This window comes from Streptomyces sp. NPDC057253, from assembly GCF_042669125.1.
Taxonomy (GTDB): domain Bacteria; phylum Actinomycetota; class Actinomycetes; order Streptomycetales; family Streptomycetaceae; genus Streptomyces.
The window spans coordinates 19,296-34,228 of record NZ_JBHUXV010000078.1 but is presented as its reverse complement, the minus strand read 5'-3'; the positions used below and the strand labels follow the sequence as shown (position 1 = coordinate 34,228).

12 protein-coding genes are annotated in these 14,933 nt (G+C 71.9%); 1 reads left to right on the top strand and 11 read right to left on the bottom strand.

The features are described 5' to 3' along the window. The first annotated feature begins 27 nt into the window (after positions 1 to 27). Positions 28 to 1,056, top strand: a complete 1,029-nt coding sequence (locus ACFULQ_RS33030) for a methyltransferase (protein WP_383551064.1) — start codon at positions 28 to 30, stop codon at positions 1,054 to 1,056. Between the two features lie 70 nt (positions 1,057 to 1,126). Here the strand turns inward: ACFULQ_RS33030 and ACFULQ_RS33025 are convergent, their stop codons facing one another. From ACFULQ_RS33025 to ACFULQ_RS32975, 11 genes are all read right to left on the bottom strand, one after another. Then, positions 1,127 to 1,459, bottom strand: coding sequence for a TcmI family type II polyketide cyclase (locus ACFULQ_RS33025; protein WP_383551062.1), 333 nt, complete (start codon positions 1,457 to 1,459; stop codon positions 1,127 to 1,129). A 19-nt stretch (positions 1,460 to 1,478) separates the two neighbouring features. After that, entirely contained in the window at positions 1,479 to 1,958 is a 480-nt protein-coding gene (locus ACFULQ_RS33020) for an SRPBCC family protein (RefSeq protein ID WP_383551060.1), read from the bottom strand. A gap of 1 nt (position 1,959) precedes the next feature. Then, entirely contained in the window at positions 1,960 to 2,217 is a 258-nt protein-coding gene (locus ACFULQ_RS33015; RefSeq protein WP_383551058.1) for an acyl carrier protein, read from the bottom strand. A 43-nt stretch (positions 2,218 to 2,260) separates the two neighbouring features. After that, entirely contained in the window at positions 2,261 to 3,511 is a 1,251-nt protein-coding gene (locus ACFULQ_RS33010; protein ID WP_383551056.1) for a beta-ketoacyl synthase N-terminal-like domain-containing protein, read from the bottom strand. Then, positions 3,508 to 4,776, bottom strand: a complete 1,269-nt coding sequence (locus ACFULQ_RS33005) for a beta-ketoacyl-[acyl-carrier-protein] synthase family protein (RefSeq protein ID WP_383551054.1) — start codon at positions 4,774 to 4,776, stop codon at positions 3,508 to 3,510. The genes ACFULQ_RS33010 and ACFULQ_RS33005 overlap by 4 nt, the downstream gene beginning before the upstream one ends. Continuing rightward, positions 4,773 to 5,228, bottom strand: a complete 456-nt coding sequence (locus ACFULQ_RS33000) for a cupin domain-containing protein (protein WP_383551052.1) — start codon at positions 5,226 to 5,228, stop codon at positions 4,773 to 4,775. Before ACFULQ_RS33000 ends, ACFULQ_RS33005 begins: the two co-directional genes overlap by 4 nt. 96 nt (positions 5,229 to 5,324) lie before the next feature. Beyond that, positions 5,325 to 6,401: a SchA/CurD-like domain-containing protein gene (locus ACFULQ_RS32995; protein WP_383551050.1), complete on the bottom strand. Its 1,077-nt coding sequence runs from the start codon at positions 6,399 to 6,401 to the stop codon at positions 5,325 to 5,327. Between the two features lie 162 nt (positions 6,402 to 6,563). Then, on the bottom strand, positions 6,564 to 7,184 hold the full coding sequence (locus tag ACFULQ_RS32990) for a class F sortase (RefSeq protein WP_383551089.1): 621 nt from the start codon (positions 7,182 to 7,184) through the stop codon (positions 6,564 to 6,566). Positions 7,185 to 7,438: 254 nt separating this feature from the next. Next, positions 7,439 to 7,969: a hypothetical protein gene (locus ACFULQ_RS32985; RefSeq protein ID WP_383551048.1), complete on the bottom strand. Its 531-nt coding sequence runs from the start codon at positions 7,967 to 7,969 to the stop codon at positions 7,439 to 7,441. A gap of 237 nt (positions 7,970 to 8,206) precedes the next feature. Further along, the gene (locus ACFULQ_RS32980) at positions 8,207 to 9,874 is read right to left on the bottom strand and encodes an FAD-dependent oxidoreductase (protein WP_383551046.1); all 1,668 of its coding nucleotides are present in this window, start codon (positions 9,872 to 9,874) and stop codon (positions 8,207 to 8,209) included. A gap of 288 nt (positions 9,875 to 10,162) precedes the next feature. Next, positions 10,163 to 14,575 (bottom strand): choice-of-anchor D domain-containing protein, encoded by a 4,413-nt coding sequence (locus ACFULQ_RS32975; RefSeq protein WP_383551044.1) that lies wholly within the window; start codon positions 14,573 to 14,575, stop codon positions 10,163 to 10,165. Positions 14,576 to 14,933: the final 358 nt, after the last annotated feature.

Here is a 14,933-nt window from a genome sequence, read left to right as displayed (position 1 = left end):
GATGAACTCGAAAAGGGAGGACGGCCCATGACGGCCGTACAGACCGCCGCGCCGCCGTCGATGCGGCTTCGGGAGCTGGTGTTCGGGGCGGCGCTCGCGGCCGCCCTGCGCGCCGCCGCCCGGCTGGGTGTCGCCGACGCCCTCGATGACACCCCGCTGGCCGTCGAGGACCTCGCGGCCGAGGTCAAGACCGAACCGCGGACGCTACGACGGCTGCTGCGCGCCCTGTCCTGCTACGGCGTCTTCGCCGAGCAGCCGGACGGCACCTTCGCGCACACCGACATGTCCCGGCTGCTGCGCGAGGACGACCCGCACAGCCTGCGCGCCATCGCGCTGTGGTGCACCGAGCCGTGGACCTGGCAGGCGTGGCCGATGCTCGACGAGGCCGTGCGTTCGGGCCGCAGCGTGGTGAAGGACCTGTTCGGCAAGGAGTTCTTCACCTACCTCAACGAGGACGCCCCGGAGTCCGCCGACGTCTTCAACCGGGCCATGACCACCTCCAGCGTGCAGTCCGCGCGGGACGTGGCGCAGCTGCTCGACCTGTCGGGCAGCACCTCGGTCGCCGACATCGGCGGCGGCCAGGGGCATGTGGTGGCGAGCCTGCTGGAGAAGTACCCCGCCCTGCACGGCACGCTGCTCGACCTGCCGCGCGTGGTGGCCAACGCCGATCCGCGGCTGCGCGACGGGGGCGCCCTCGCGGACCGGATGCGGCTGGTGCCCGGTGACTGCCGGGCGGCCGTCCCGGTCAAGGCGGACGTCTACGTCATCAAGAACATCCTGGAGTGGGACGACGAGAGCACCACCCGCCTCCTGCGCAACGTCGTCGAGGCGGGCGGCCCGGGAGCGCGGGTCGTGGTCATCGAGAACCTCGTCGACGACTCGCCCTCGCTGCGGTTCAGCACCGCCATGGACCTGATGCTGCTCCTCAACGTCGGCGGCGCCAAGCACACCACCGAGTCGCTGACCCGCAGGCTGACCGACGCGGGCCTGGTCGTCGACGACATCCGCCCGGTCAATCCCTATCTGCACGCCTTCGACTGCACGGTCCCGCGCTGACCTTCGGCACGGGTTCCGGAACGCCGCTCGCCGGGCACGCAACAGCGTGTGCCCGGCGAGCGGCGGTGGTTCAGGAGCGGGCGTCCCGCTCCCAGGTGTAGAAGCAGCGCGCCATCGCGTCCTTCGGCGAACGCCAGGTCGCCGGGTCGTACGCGGTGACGTACGCCGACAGCCGTTCGCTGACGTCCCGGAACTCGGGGTGCCCGGCCACCTTCGCGATGGCGGGCCCGGGGTCCCGCTCGGACTCGATGAGGTGCAGGTACACGTCGTCGAACTGGAAGAGGCTGCGCCGCGCGACCCCCACGAGGTGGGGGAGTTCGCCCCGGTCCGACTCCTCGAACACCTTGGCGATGTCGAGGGCCGACTCCGGGGCCATACGGGCGACGATCAGGGACTGGTGCATCGTCGGGTCTCCGTCCCGGTCAGTCGGACAGCACCGAGACGGGCCGGCGCTCTCCGGCCTCCTTCTCGATGCGGTCCCGGATCAGAGCCATCTGGACCTTGGAGTTCCGGTTGATGTTGTCGGTCATCCAGTCGTCGTCCACCGGGGCGTCCGGCCGCATCGCGAAGTCCTGCGTCCAGACCATCCGGGTGCCCTCGGGCACCTTCTCGTACTGCCACACGATGTTCATGTAGGCGAAGGGCCCGGTCTCGACCCGGCGGGCGCGCACGGTGAGCGCCTCGCGGTCCGCCTCCCGCTCCGAGACCCAGCTCCACACCTTGCCGTTGTCGTCGGGGTGCATGGTGAGCCGGAAGGTGGTCCGGTTCCCCTCCTGGGAGAGAATCTCGGCGGAGGCGTACTCGCTGAACAGGTTCGGCCAGTTCGCCACGTCGTTGGTCATGTCCCAGACCAGGTCCAGCGGGGCCCCGATGGTGACCTCGTTCTGCGTGTGTCCGGTCATCTCAGGCTCCCGCGAGAAGTGCGCTGTTGACGAGGTCGAGGAACTGCCGGGGGGTCTTGGACTTCTCGGCGTCGGGCGGCATCGGCGTGCCGTAGCGGTTCTCCAGCTCGCCCACGATGCCGAGCAGACCGAGCGAGTCGAGGCCGAAGGCGTCGAAGCCGGAGTCGGACAGCTGCTCCAGGTCCGCCGGGGCGACGGTGATCCCGGCGGCCGTCTTCATGAGCCCGGCCAGCTCTTCCACGGTGATGCGGTCACTCATAGGGTTGTTCTCCTTGCTCGTGATGTGTGTTCGCGAGGCCTCGCTACGAGGCGTCGGCGGCACCGCGCCGGAGCACCAGCGCCGAGTTCGACCCCATGAGTCCCCGGCTGAGGACCAGCGCCGTGCGCGACTCGGTGGCCCGCGCGCGGCCGGTGACGAGGTCGAGGTCGTGGCAGACGTCGAAGACGTTCGGGGTGGGCGGCAGCACGCCCTGCTCCATCGCCAGCACCGCCGCCGCGACGTCCAGCACCGCGGCCGCGGCCAGGCCCCGGCCGATGCCGGTCTTCGGCGCCGTGACCGGCACCCGCCCGGCGTGCGGGCCCAGGGCGTCCGCGAGCGCCAGCACTTCGGCGCGGTCCGCGGCCGGCACCCCGAGGGCGTCGGCGAAGACCACGTCGATCTCCTCGGGGGCGCAGTGGGCCTCCTCCAGGGCGCCCCGGATCGCCTGGGCCAGCCCCTCCCGGGACTGCTCCCAGCGGGAGGCGCCGGTGAAGGTCGCCGCGTGCCCGGCCAGCACGGCCCGCACCGGCGCACCCCGGTCGCGGGCCGACTCCTCGGCCTCCACGACGAGCATCGCGCCCCCTTCGGCGGGCACGAAACCGCAGGCCGCGGTGGTGAACGGCCGGTAGGCGCGGTCCGGTTCGGCGACGGTGCTCAGCTCCTGGTAACCGAGCTGGCAGACCATCGAGTACGGGGCCAGCGGCGCCTCGGTCGCACCGGCCACGATCACGTCGGTGCCGCGCCGCACGCCCCGCGCCGCGTGCGCCAGGGCGTCCAGGCCCCCGGCCTCGTCGGCGGCGATCACTCCACAGGGGCCCTTGAAGCCGCCGCGGATGGAGATCTGGCCGGTGCTCGCCGCGTAGAACCACGCGATCGACTGGTACGGCCCCACGAAGCGGCTTCCCTTGCCCCACAGCTGCTGGAGCTCACGCTGCCCGAACTCACCGCCGCCGGAACCGGCGGCGGTGACCACGCCCACCGAGAACGGCGCGGCGTCGGTGTCGGCCCGGCCGAGCCCGGCCTCCTCCAGGGCGAGGTCGGCCGCGGCCATCGCGAAGTGCGTGAACCGGTCGGTCTGGACGAGATAGCGCTCCTCGATCACCGACACCGGGTCGAAGTCGCGCACCTGGCCGGCCACCCGCAGCGGCATGCCCTCGCAGCCCTCCCGGGTGATGCGGTCCAGGAAGCCGACCCCTTCCCGGGTGGCCTTCCAGAAGGCGTCAGTGCTGGTTCCGTTGGGCGCGACCACGCCGATTCCGGTGACGGCGGCGCGCCGGGCATGCGAGGCGCTCATAGGGTCTTCTCCCTCGGCAGGGTCATGACCACCGCGGACTGGAACCCGCCGAACCCGCTGCCCACCGAGAGCACGTTGCGCAGCCTGCGCTCACGGGCGACGCGCGGCACGTAGTCCAGGTCGCACTCGGGGTCGGGGGTCTCGTAGTTCGCGGTGGGCGGCACGACCTGGTGGGCCAGGGCCAGCGCGCAGGCGACGACTTCGATCGCCCCGATCGCGCCGAGGGAATGGCCCACCATGGACTTGATGGAGCTCATGGGCGTGTCATAGGCGTGCGCGCCCAGAGCGCGTTTGACCGCGGCCGTCTCGTGCCGGTCGTTCTGAAGGGTGCCCGAGCCGTGCGCGTTGACGTAGTCGATCGCGGTCCCGTCGAGGCGGGCCTGACCGAGGGCGTCCTCGATGGCGCGGGCCATCTCCAGGCCCTCGGCGGTCAGACCGGTCATGTGGTAGGCGTTGCCGAAGGTGGCGTAGCCGCCTATCTCGCAGTACACGTGCGCACCGCGGGCCCGGGCGTGTTCCAGCTCCTCCAGGACCAGCACCGCGCCGCCCTCACCCATGACGAAGCCGTTGCGGCCGGCGTCGAAGGGGCGGGAGGCGTGGGCCGGGTCGTCGTTGCTGGGGGAGGTCGCCTTGATGGCGTCGAAGCAGGCCATCGTGATCGGCGAGATCGGGGAGTCCGAGGCGCCCGCGATGCACACGTCGGCCCGGCCCTCCTCGATCGTGTGGAAGGCGTACCCGACGGCGTCGAGCCCCGAGGTGCAGCCGGTCGAGACGGTCTGCACCGGCCCGCGTGCCTCGAACCGCTCCGCCACCGCGGAGGCCAGGGTGCTGGGCGCGAACGCCCGGTGCAGATGCGGGCCGGCCTCCCGGTGGTCCACGTCCCAGCGCCGGCCGCCATGGCTGACCAGGACGTAGTCGTGCTCCAGCCGGGTGGTGCCGCCGACCGCGGTGCCCAGCGACACCCCGACCCGCCAGGGGTTCTCCGCGGCCAGGTCGAGGCCGGAGTCGCGTATCGCCTCCTCGCCGGCGACCAGGGCGAACTGGATGTACCGGTCGGCGCGGGCGATCTGCTCCGCGTCCAGTCCGTGCTGCGCCGGGTCGAAGTCGCACTCGGCGGCGATCCGTGAGCGCAGCCCGGACGGATCGAAGAAGGTGATGCCGCGGGTCGCCGTACGGCCGCTGGTCAGCAGGTCCCAGAACGCCGGGACCCCGATGCCGCCCGGGGCGACGATTCCTATGCCGGTGACCGCCACGCGCCTGTTCATGAGCGGACCTGTGATCGCTCGGCCGTGGCGGCGACCGGGTGCTCGTCCACCGGGATCGGCACGCCGTTCGCGTCCTCGGTGTCGACGTGCCCGAGCGGCGGGCTCGGGGCCAGCGGGCCCAGGTGGAAGACCAGCCGGGCCTCCACCCGGCCCACGTTGCGGAAGCGGTGCCGCATGTGGGCCGGGATCAGGAGTCCCTGCTCGGGCTGGAGCGGGTGGGGCTCGCCGTCGAGATCCACCTCCAGCTGCCCGCAGACCACGTAGATGAACTCCTCCGAGTACGGGTGGTAGTGCTCGGCGATGCGGTCCCCGGGCTGCACGATGGCCACGCCCATGAAACCGCTGGTGGAGCCGACCGTGGTGGGGGTGAGCATGGCGCGCAGGTCGCCACCGCGCCGGGTGTTGGGCTCGACCTCGCTGAGGTCCACGATTCCGGGATGACGATGGATCACGACGTTCCTCCGAACATGTGCTGTGTCGACTTGTGCTGCACCCGCGTGTGCCGCACCTGCATGAGGGCGTGGCCGGCACCTCCCCGGCGACGGTGATCAGGCGTCGGGCGAGCGACGGTCGGTGACGAGTTCCATGCAGGAGACCGCCCCGCCGTCGAGGAGCGCCGTCAGCTCGGGGTCCTGAGCGGCGTCGGTGTCGAGCCCGCCGCGCGCGTCGACCAGGCGCACCACGATGTCGTCGCGCTGGAAGATCGTGCTGCGCAGCACCGGCCCCTGCGGGTCGTCCGCCGCCGCCTCGTCCTGCCGGGCGAGCAGCTCGGCCAGCCGCATGCCCTGACCCTCGCGGGCCGGGTAGTACAGCGCGTGCCGTACCGCGTCCGGGCTCTCCTGACCGGCCGTCACATGGTGGACGGCGGGCAGCGCGGCGCGGGTGAAGAAGACCCGGGCGGACTCGGGGTCGTCGAGGTCCCGGTCCTGCTCCAGATAGGGGTTGATGGCCTCCTCGACGGCCCGTACCGCGGGCTGCCGGGCGACGTGGCGCAGCGCGGCGAGCAGGTCGCCCCGCACCTCGATGGCCCGCACCACCCGGTTGCCGTGCATGAACAGGGAGGTCCGGCACAGCCGGGTGGTGTCGTCGACGCGCGGGTCGGGGGAGGTGTAGTCGGCGAGGATCTTCGCGACCGCCTCCTCGCTGCCCGGCTTGACGGTGAAGGTGAGCGCGTGCCGGATCAGGCCGTCGCCGATGCGGGGGGACGCCTGGAGCCGGCGCTCCTCGGCCCCGGTGTCCACGGCGGGTCCGCCGGTCTCGCGCACGATGTGGAAGCGCAGCGACCTGGTGTCCCGCACGCAGGAGTGCAGCGGCTCCACCATGTGCACGTGTTCCTCGCTGTTGACCCAGGTCAGGAAGGGCGGGGCGCTCTCCCACTCGCTGGTGATCAGCCACTGGGAGGGGTTCTCGATGGACTGGCACAGCTGGTCGCTGACGTGTCCGGGGACCGAGGCGACCTGGTTGCACAGCTGCTCGTAGGCCTCGAGGAACTGCTGCTGGGCCCCGTCGTAGACGTCGACCAGCAGGACGACGCGGAGCCTGGAGCCGTCGAAGACGGACTGGGAGACACGCTGCGACGCCTGTTGTGCAAGCGGCTTCGTGACACGTTCGGACGTGGTGGTCATGCGGCGCACAACTCCTTGGTGGGGGACGGACGGACGTCGGCCACACGGGGGGTGACGTCGGCGTGCCTCGATCCTGTGCCCGTCCTGTGAAGGGCGCGACTCGGATGCACCGAGCGGGTGATCGACCGGGGGGACCGCCGGAACCTGCTCGCCGGAACCGGCTCAGGTGAGGTGGGCGAAGACCACCAGGTTGTCGGTGTAGTCCTTGACCGAGTGGTCGTAGTCGCCCGCGCAGGTGATGAGCCGGACCTGGGCCTGGGCGGTGTCGCCGTACACCCGCTCGCTGGGGAAGTCGTCCTTGGCGAAGGTCTCGGCGCTGTCGACCACGAAGTTCGCCCGGCTGCCGTCGGCGCGTTCGACGTGGAAGACGTCCCCCTTGCGCAGTTCCCCGAGCCGGACGAAGACGGCCGCCGAGGTGGCCGTGTCCACGTGCCCGGCGATGATCGAGGTGCCCGTCTCACCGGGGGAGGCGCCGTCGGCGTACCAGCCGACGAGGTTGGTGTCGGCGGCGGGCGGGGGCAGGAGCTGTCCCGTGGGGCCGATCGCGAGCTTGGTGAAGGGGGCGTCCACCGAGATCTTCGGGATGAGCAGGCGCACGGGCTCCGAGCGCGGCAGATGCCGGTCCGCCGCCGCGGTGGGCGCCGGGCCGTCCGCCGGGTTGCCCGCCGCCGGGGCCGACGCGGAGGCGGGGGCGGCCTGCGGGCGGGACGGATCGTCGGGCGACGAGTCCTTGCCGCCGAACAGGCTCACGGCCAGGACCAGGACCGCCACGGCGGCCAGCACCAGTCTGCTGCCGGATCCCGGCCCGTTCTGGGCCGGCTCACCGTCGCTCAGGCTCTCGAGAGGGCGGCTGCCGGGGCTGTCAGCGGAGGAAGAGGGACGAACTGCCAACGGAATCAACCTCACCGGGGCACGGCGGCCCATCGGACGGGAGAGGGAGGGGACAGGGCGGCGGGAGGGGGCCCGGTGCGGGCCGGCCGGGCCGCCACGCGGCGCGCACGCGTGGCGGCCTCAGCGGCTATCGCATCCGGCATGGGTCAGGCCAGGCTTCCGGCGGTCTTCTTACGACGCGCCACGTACAGCCCGGTCCCGGCGACCGCCAGGACGGCGAGGCCGCCCGCGGTCATGCCCTGCGAGCCCGCCAGCGCGCCGCCACCGGTGTGCATGCCGCCGCTGGGCTTCTCGTGGCTGCCGCTCCAGCCGCCGGACTCCTCCTGCTTGCCGCTCCAGCCGCCGGACTCCTTGCCCTGCTCGTCCTTGTCCTTGTAGGTCTCCGGGTCGTACTTGGGGTCCTTGGCGGTGCCCCAGTCGTCCGCGTTGAGCGCGGTCAGCGCACCGCCACCGGTGTGGACGCCACCGTGCGGCCGGTCGTGGTCGCTGCCCTTGCCGTGCTCCTTGTCCTGCTCCTTGCCGTACTCCTTGCCTTGCTCCTTGTCCTGCTCCTTGCTGTAGGAGGAGGAGTCCGTCTGGTCCCAGTCGTCGCCGGCCGCCGCGTAGGCGCCGGGGGCACCGAGAGCGAGGACGGTCGAGGCGGCCGCGGTGGCCAGAATCATGCGAGCAGAGCGCATCTGACGTTCCTTCCGTCGGCGGCCGGGCAGCTGGTGCTTCGTCAGCTGGATTGGCCCGCCCCCGACGTGATCCACCGTCATCCAGCGGGCCGCCCCTCACCACTCGGGGCGTTCACACGGGTGAACCCGGCCGCGGTCCCGGCGGCCCGCGGCGCCCCCGCCCGGACCTGACACAACGTCTGACGCCACGCCCGGCACAGTGCCTGACGTGGCGTCGGATGAAGAGATATGCGGAGGTCAGCCCAGTGACAGCAGCGTCCTGAGGACATCCCGCAGCTCGGAGGCGGCGTCCGCGACCGGCCCCGCGGCCCGCCAGGCCACGAACCCGTCGGGCCGGACGAGTACCGCACCCCCGGACGTCGTCCCGTGCGCCGCCGCCCAGTCGGCACCGTCCTCCGGCGTCAGCTCGGCGCCGGGCCCCTCGCCGATCCGGTACGAGGCCAGGGGCACGGGCGTCTCCGTGGCGAGGCGTACGGCGGCCTCGTGCCAGCCGCTCGGCTCGTCGGCCCCGCTGAGCAGCACGAGAGAGCGCTCGTAGAGGTCCAGCGTGGAAATCCGCTCACCACGGTGGCGTACGGCCATGTGGGGCGCCCTGCTGCCGGGTTCACCGGACAGGTCGAGGCGGTCCGGTACGACGGGGGTCGCGGGGTCGGTGCCGGCGACCGCGCCCACCGGATAGCGGTAGCCGAGGGCCACGTTGAGGATGCCGCGCTGCGGACCGCCGCCGCCGGCGCCGGGCGGCGGGGCGTAGCCCGGGTGGCTGTGCTCGGCCGACCGTACGGCGGCACGGGCGCTGGTGGCCTCCGCGACCGGGCGGCGCTCGGCGTCGTAGGAGTCCAGCAGACCGTCACCCGCCCAGCCGCCGAGCACCGCGGCGAGCTTCCAGGCGAGGTTGTGGGCGTCCTGGATACCGGTGTTGGAGCCGAACGCCCCGGTGGGGGACATCTCGTGGGCCGAGTCGCCGGCCAGGAAGACCCGGCCGGAGCGATAGCTCGTGGCGACCCGCTGGGCTGCGTGCCAGGGGGCCCGGCCGGTGATCTCCACGTCGAGGTCGGGCACGCCGACCGCGCGGCGGATGTGGTCCGTGCACCGCTCGTCGGTGAACTCCTCCAGCGTCTCGCCGCGTTCGGGGTGCCAGGGGGCGTGGAAGACCCAGTTCTCCCGGTTGTCCACGGGCAGCAGGGCGCCGTCGGCTTCCGGGTCGGTGAGGTAGCAGACGATGAAGCGGCGCTCGCCCACGACGTCGGCCAGCTTGCGGGAGCGGAAGGTGATGCTGACGTTGCTGAACAGGTCACCCGGGCCGCTCTGGCCGATGCCGAGCTGCTCGCGGGCGGGACTGCGGGGGCCGTCGGCGGCGACCAGGTAGTCCGCGAGGAACGTGGTGTGCTCGCCGGTCTCGCGGCTCTTGACCACGGCGGTGACCCCGTCGGGCCCGCTGTCGAACGACATCAGCTCGGTCGCGTAGCGCAGGTCGCCGCCGAGCCGCCTGGCGTGGTCCAGCAGCACCGGTTCCAGGTCGTTCTGGCTGCACAGGCACCATGAGCTCGGGCTGAAGCGGGCCAGGCCGCCGCCCGCGTCGATCTCCTTGAACAGCCACTCGCCCGCGTCGCCGACCAGGGTCGGGGTCTGAAGGATCCCGTGGTTGTCGGCCAGTGTGGCGGCCGCCTGACGGATCATCGGCTCGACGCCGGCGGTGCGGAACAGCTCCATCGTGCGGACGTTGTTGCCGCGGCCGCGGGGGTGGATGGAGGTGCCGCTGTGGCGCTCCACCAGGGTGTGCCGTACCCCCAGTCGGCCCAGGAACACCGAGGTCGACAGGCCGACCAGGGAACCGCCGACGATGAGGACGGGGACCCGGTGGGTGGTGGGGTCGGCTTGTTCGGCTTGTTCGGCTCTGTGGTTCATCGCTCGCCTCCAGCGCGTCGTGTCCACCGACTCGTCCGGATACGGCCGGGAGCCTCATCCATGCCCCACACCACGAACACGAGCACAGGCTTCACCCGCTTAACGCGTTCGTTTCGCCGAGTCGGCGGGCATACGGGGGGTGCGGCGGGGGGTGGGGGGCCGGTGCACCGCCGCGGTCCTGACCTGTGCCAGGGTCCAGGGCGGCGGCCATCGTCTACTCCACGGCGGGCGTGGTCACCTTGCCGCCCCCGGCCCGCCAGACGACCCCGCCGCTCGTGCCCGCCGTGCTCACCGCCTGACGGTGAAGTACTGCCAGGCGCCCCAGGTGCTGAGGTTGGTGTTGTCCCGGCTGCTGGCCACGTACTGCGCGGCCACCCGGTACCTGTTGTTCAGCCCGTTGGTGAGGGACATCTTCTGGCGCCCCGTGCTGCTGGAGCTGAGGGCCGCGCAGGCCGAGGTGCTCTGCGTGTGCCAGGCACCGCTGTAGTACCGCTGCACCCGGAACTTGACGCACTGCCCGGCCTTGTTCGGCGAGACGGTGACGTCGAGCTGCTCCGTGGCGGTGCGGTGGTACACCCGGTAGACGGTGCTGCCGATGGTCGTGCTCGTGTAGTAGCCGGACAGCTTCTCGGAGACCCCCGCGTAGGTGTGCACCGCACGGGCGACGGTCTTCGGGGCGTACCGGTAGTCGCCCGTGAACACCGCGCTGAAGGTGGTGTTGCGGGTGAGCTTGTACGACGCCGTCAGGTTGCCGTTGGAGTCCACCTTGGCGGACTTCACCAGGACCTTGCTGCCGCTGTACGGCTGGGCGTAGATCGCCACCGTACGGCTGTTGTACGTGGTGCCGAGGTGCGCGGTGACCTTGGCGCTCTGGCCGTACTTGTACGTCCCGTGGTCGGTGGCGACCGTCAGGGACGTCGCGGCCCGGGACACCTGGACGGTGGCCGTGCGGTCGGCGCCCTTGTGGGAGACGTCACCGCCGAAGGACACCTTGTAGGTGTTCGCGCCGCCGATCTGCGGGGTGTCCTTGAAGCTGAACGACCCGTCGGTGGCGACCTTGGCGTCGGCGAGCGCTACCCCGTTCGGGTTGGCGAGGTCGGTCTTCGTCACCTTGACGACCGTGCCGGAGGCGAAGGGCGAGCCGGAGAGCCGGCCGGTCACGGTCAGCGCCTGGGCGCGGGTGGCCGTGGCCGGCGCCGACAGGGTGACCGTGGTGGGCAGCTTGGCGACCTGGACGAGCCCCGACGAGCTCGCCGACGCGTGGGTGGCGTCGCCGGCGTAGCTCGCCGCGTAGGTGAACGTGCCCTCCGTGGACGGGGTGTCGGTGAACGTGAAGGAGCCGTCCGCCGCCGTCGTCACCCCGGGCAGCGCGGTGCCGTCACGCGTCACCTTGACCACCTGGCCCGCGGCGAGCGCCGCCGTCGAGGTCAGAGTGCCGGTGACGGTCAGGGAGCGGCCCGGGACCGCCGTGGCCGGCGCGATGAGCTGGAGCGAGGTCGCCGCCGGAGGCACCGGCGCCTCGCTGATGACCGGCCCGCTGATCGTCTGCAGATCGGGGCTCTCGGCGGTGCCGCCGGAGAAGGCGAGGAGCGCGCTGGACGGCAGCGTCACCGTCGCGTCGAGCACCTGCGTCCCGTCGATCCGGACGTACACATGACCGGCGGAGATCTGGACGTCGATCTGGTGCGTGCCCTGACGCAGGGAGGTGCCGAGCTTGACCAGCGGCTGGTAGGCGAGCACCGACGAGTCGGCCGAACTGCGGCCTACCGCCACGAAGTTCTGCGCCTGGAGCGTGTTGTTCCAGCCGGTGGCGAACGCGATCACGGTGCCCGGCCGCCCCGCGATGCCGAGGCCGTCGCCGCTCGCGCCGAGTGCCGAGGCGGAGTTCTGGGCCGGGTCGAGCAGTGAGAGCGTCATGCCCTTGCCGCCCTTGCCGGGACCGAACTTCGCGGTGAAGGTGGCCCGCAGGCCGTCGGTGCGCAGCGGCTTGCCGTAGACCGCCGTGCCCGCCTGGTTGAGGGTGGCCGGGGTCAGCTGGACGCCGCCGCCGTCGGCGGGCACCGCCGAGCCGTTGGTCTGCCACTGTCCGTCGGCGATCGAGGTGCTCGTGACGGTGCCGGTTCCGGTGCCCTTGATCGGCACGTACATGGCGCCCTGGGCATTGCCGTTCGCGTCGGTCCCGGTGCCGGTGACCTCGTAGGAGGCGCTCAGGGCCGCCGCCGATCGCGGGGTGAACGTCACGGTCTGCACGGCGGTCTGCTCGGGGCCGATGACCAGGCCCTCCGACAGCTGCACCGGGCTGTTGAAGTCACCGGTGGGCGCCTTGGCCTTGGTCACCGTCACCGGGATGTTGCCGGTGTTGGTGAGGGTGAACGACAGTGACTTCGAGCTGCCGATCGGGACCTGCCCGAAGTCCAGCGAGGCGGTGGAGAACTCCAGGTGACCCTGTCCCGTGACGGCCGTCGCGGTGACCGGCACGCTGAGCGTGTGCGGGGCACCGCCGCCGCTGCTGCTGAGCACGAGCGAGGCGTTGTCGTCCTGGTCGCTCTTCGGGGCGTAGGTCACCGAGAGCACGAACGAGCCGCCGGCCGGGACGACCGTGCCCGCGCTCGGCAGCCCCGAGGCGGTGAAGGCGCCGCCGGGTGCGGAGATCGAGTCGATGGTCTCCGGCGCGGTACCGGTGTTGGTGACCTGGAGGTTCAGTGTCGAGGTGCTGCCGGTGGGCACCTCTCCGAAGTCCAGCGCGCCGGGTGCGGCCCCGAATCCTGGCCGGGTGCCGACGCCGTGGAGCGCGAAGACCAGTTTCTGGCCGTCCGAGAGGTTGGCGGTCAGGGTGCCGTTGATGCCGCCCGTGGTGGTCGGGGCGAACGTGATCGGCACGTCCAGGGTGGCGTCCTTCGCGAGAGCGACGGGTCGCTCGGGGGTGGGCACCGTGGACGGGGCGGCCGAGAACGCGCCGGAGCCCTTGAGCCCGGTCACGCTGACGTCCTGGGTGGCCGTCAGCGTCATCGTGGCCGAGCGGTTGCCGCCGACACCGACCTGACCGAAGTCCAGCGCGGACGCGGTCAGGGCGGTCCTGGCGGGGCTGCCGAAGCCGTAGAGGACACCGTCGCGGGTGCCGACGTACACCTTGCCGTGGGCCGCGGTCGGCGTGCTGAACTTCGTCGCCGTGCCGATGGGGGCGGACCACAGCAGCTGGAGCAGGCCGTTGCCGTCGGGGGTGGGGCTGTAGGCGCGCAGGGTGCCGTCGGCTCCGGAGGCGTTGCTCGCGGAGGTCATCCACACCAGGGCGCTGGACTCGTCGTCGCCGTCGGAGGTGACCAGCGGGGAGCCGCTGGTGTAGCCGAAGGTGTCCTGGCTCTGCCCGGTGAGGGTGAGCGCGGGCGTACCGCCGTTGCGGACGCCGTACTTGAGGGCGCGCAGCGGGCCCTGGTTGCCGACGACGTAGACATAGCCGCCGTCGCCGCCCCAGAACGCGGGGTGTCCCCACATGCCCTGGTAGGGGCCGGACACGTTCACCGCGGCGTCGCCGCCCTGGGGGCCCTGGCCCATGCCGCCGAGGTCGTCGCGGTCGAGCAGGAACACCCGGCCGTCCTTGCCCTGCTGGACCAGCAGATGCGGGTGCTCGGCGGTGCCGAAGCCGTCCGGCAGCGCCATCGGGGCGCCCGAGGAGATGTCCTGGTCGGTCAGGTCCAGGGTCGCGGCGTCGCTGGGGCTGAAGAAGTCGGCGGTGCTGAGGTTGCCGTCCGCGCCCACCTGGAGGCGTACGACGGACTCGGCGAGGGTGCCCTGGACGGTCTTGCCCGGTCCGGGCGCCGGGCTGATGCCGTTGCCGGTGCTGAAGAAGATCCGGCCGGAGCCGTCGGAGACCAGTCCGCCGCCGGACTGCCAGATGCCGGCGCCGCCGGTGCTGGCACCGGTCACCGAGGCCCACATCGAGGTGATGCTGTGTGCGGTGGTGCTCACGCCGACGACATAGCCGCGGTACGGCCAGGCGTCGCAGTGGCCGCCGAAGCCGGCGTAGACGACGCCGTCCATCAGCAGCAGGCCGGGGCGCTGCTGTTGGTAGAAGGCGTCGAAGGTGTTCCCGGGGTCGTTGACGGGGCTTCCCGCGATGGTGACCGGCCATCCCGCGCGCTCGGCGCCGGAGGCCGGGTCCACCGCGTGCATCAGCCACTTCGGGTGGCGGTGCGTGGTGGTGCCGTCGTCGAACTTGGTGGTGAAGTAGAGCGAGTTGGTGTCCGGGTCGTAGACCGGCGTGGCGGTCGCGCCCACGTTGGGCACCAGGTCTCCGCAGCCGATCGCCGAGGCCGGCCAGGCCGGTCCGTAGTTCTTGCTCCACTGGATGGCGCCGGTGGTGCGGTCGAGGCCGTACAAGGTGTTGCTCTCGGTGACCGCGATCACCTGGTCGCCGAGCACCAGGGGCTGGGCGTATATCTGCCCGTCCAGTTTGGTGGCGAAGAGCTGTCCGAAGGCGGAGGACTGGACGACCGCGGGGGAGAGGCCGGCCTGACTCCGGTCCCAGTTGGTGCGCAGGTTGTCGACGCCCTGGGTGGTCTGGTCGGCCTGCGCCGACGGAGTCAGCAGGCTGATCGTGGCGGCGATCAGGGCGGCGCCGGTGAGAGCCGCGAGGACGGTCGGACGGGCGCGGCGCCGGTCGCGGTGGTGGCCACGGCGGGCGCGAGCGGGAAACCCGAACAAACCGGGACCTCCTCCGGTGATCGCTCCCGGAGTGGTCACAGGCGCGGGACAAAACGTGAAGACTGAGCGGTTTTTCCTATCATCTCCCGCCCCATTTCTGCACTCGTTGCGCACACTTCTTTTCAGTAACGTCACCCCCGGTTGCGTCTGTTGAGGGGGTGACGGGACGGGCGGGGGTGGGGTTGTAGGGGATCTGCAGCTGCGTTGCTTTGTCGCGGTTGCTGTCGCCCGAGGGTGCGGCTGTTCGCCGGCGACGCCCGCGATGTGAGGCGCACCGGGCCGACAGCGCGCCGCTGTTGATCGCGCGCGGCGGAGCACTCACGCGGGTCCGCGGCGGTGTGCTTCCACCGGTCCGCCG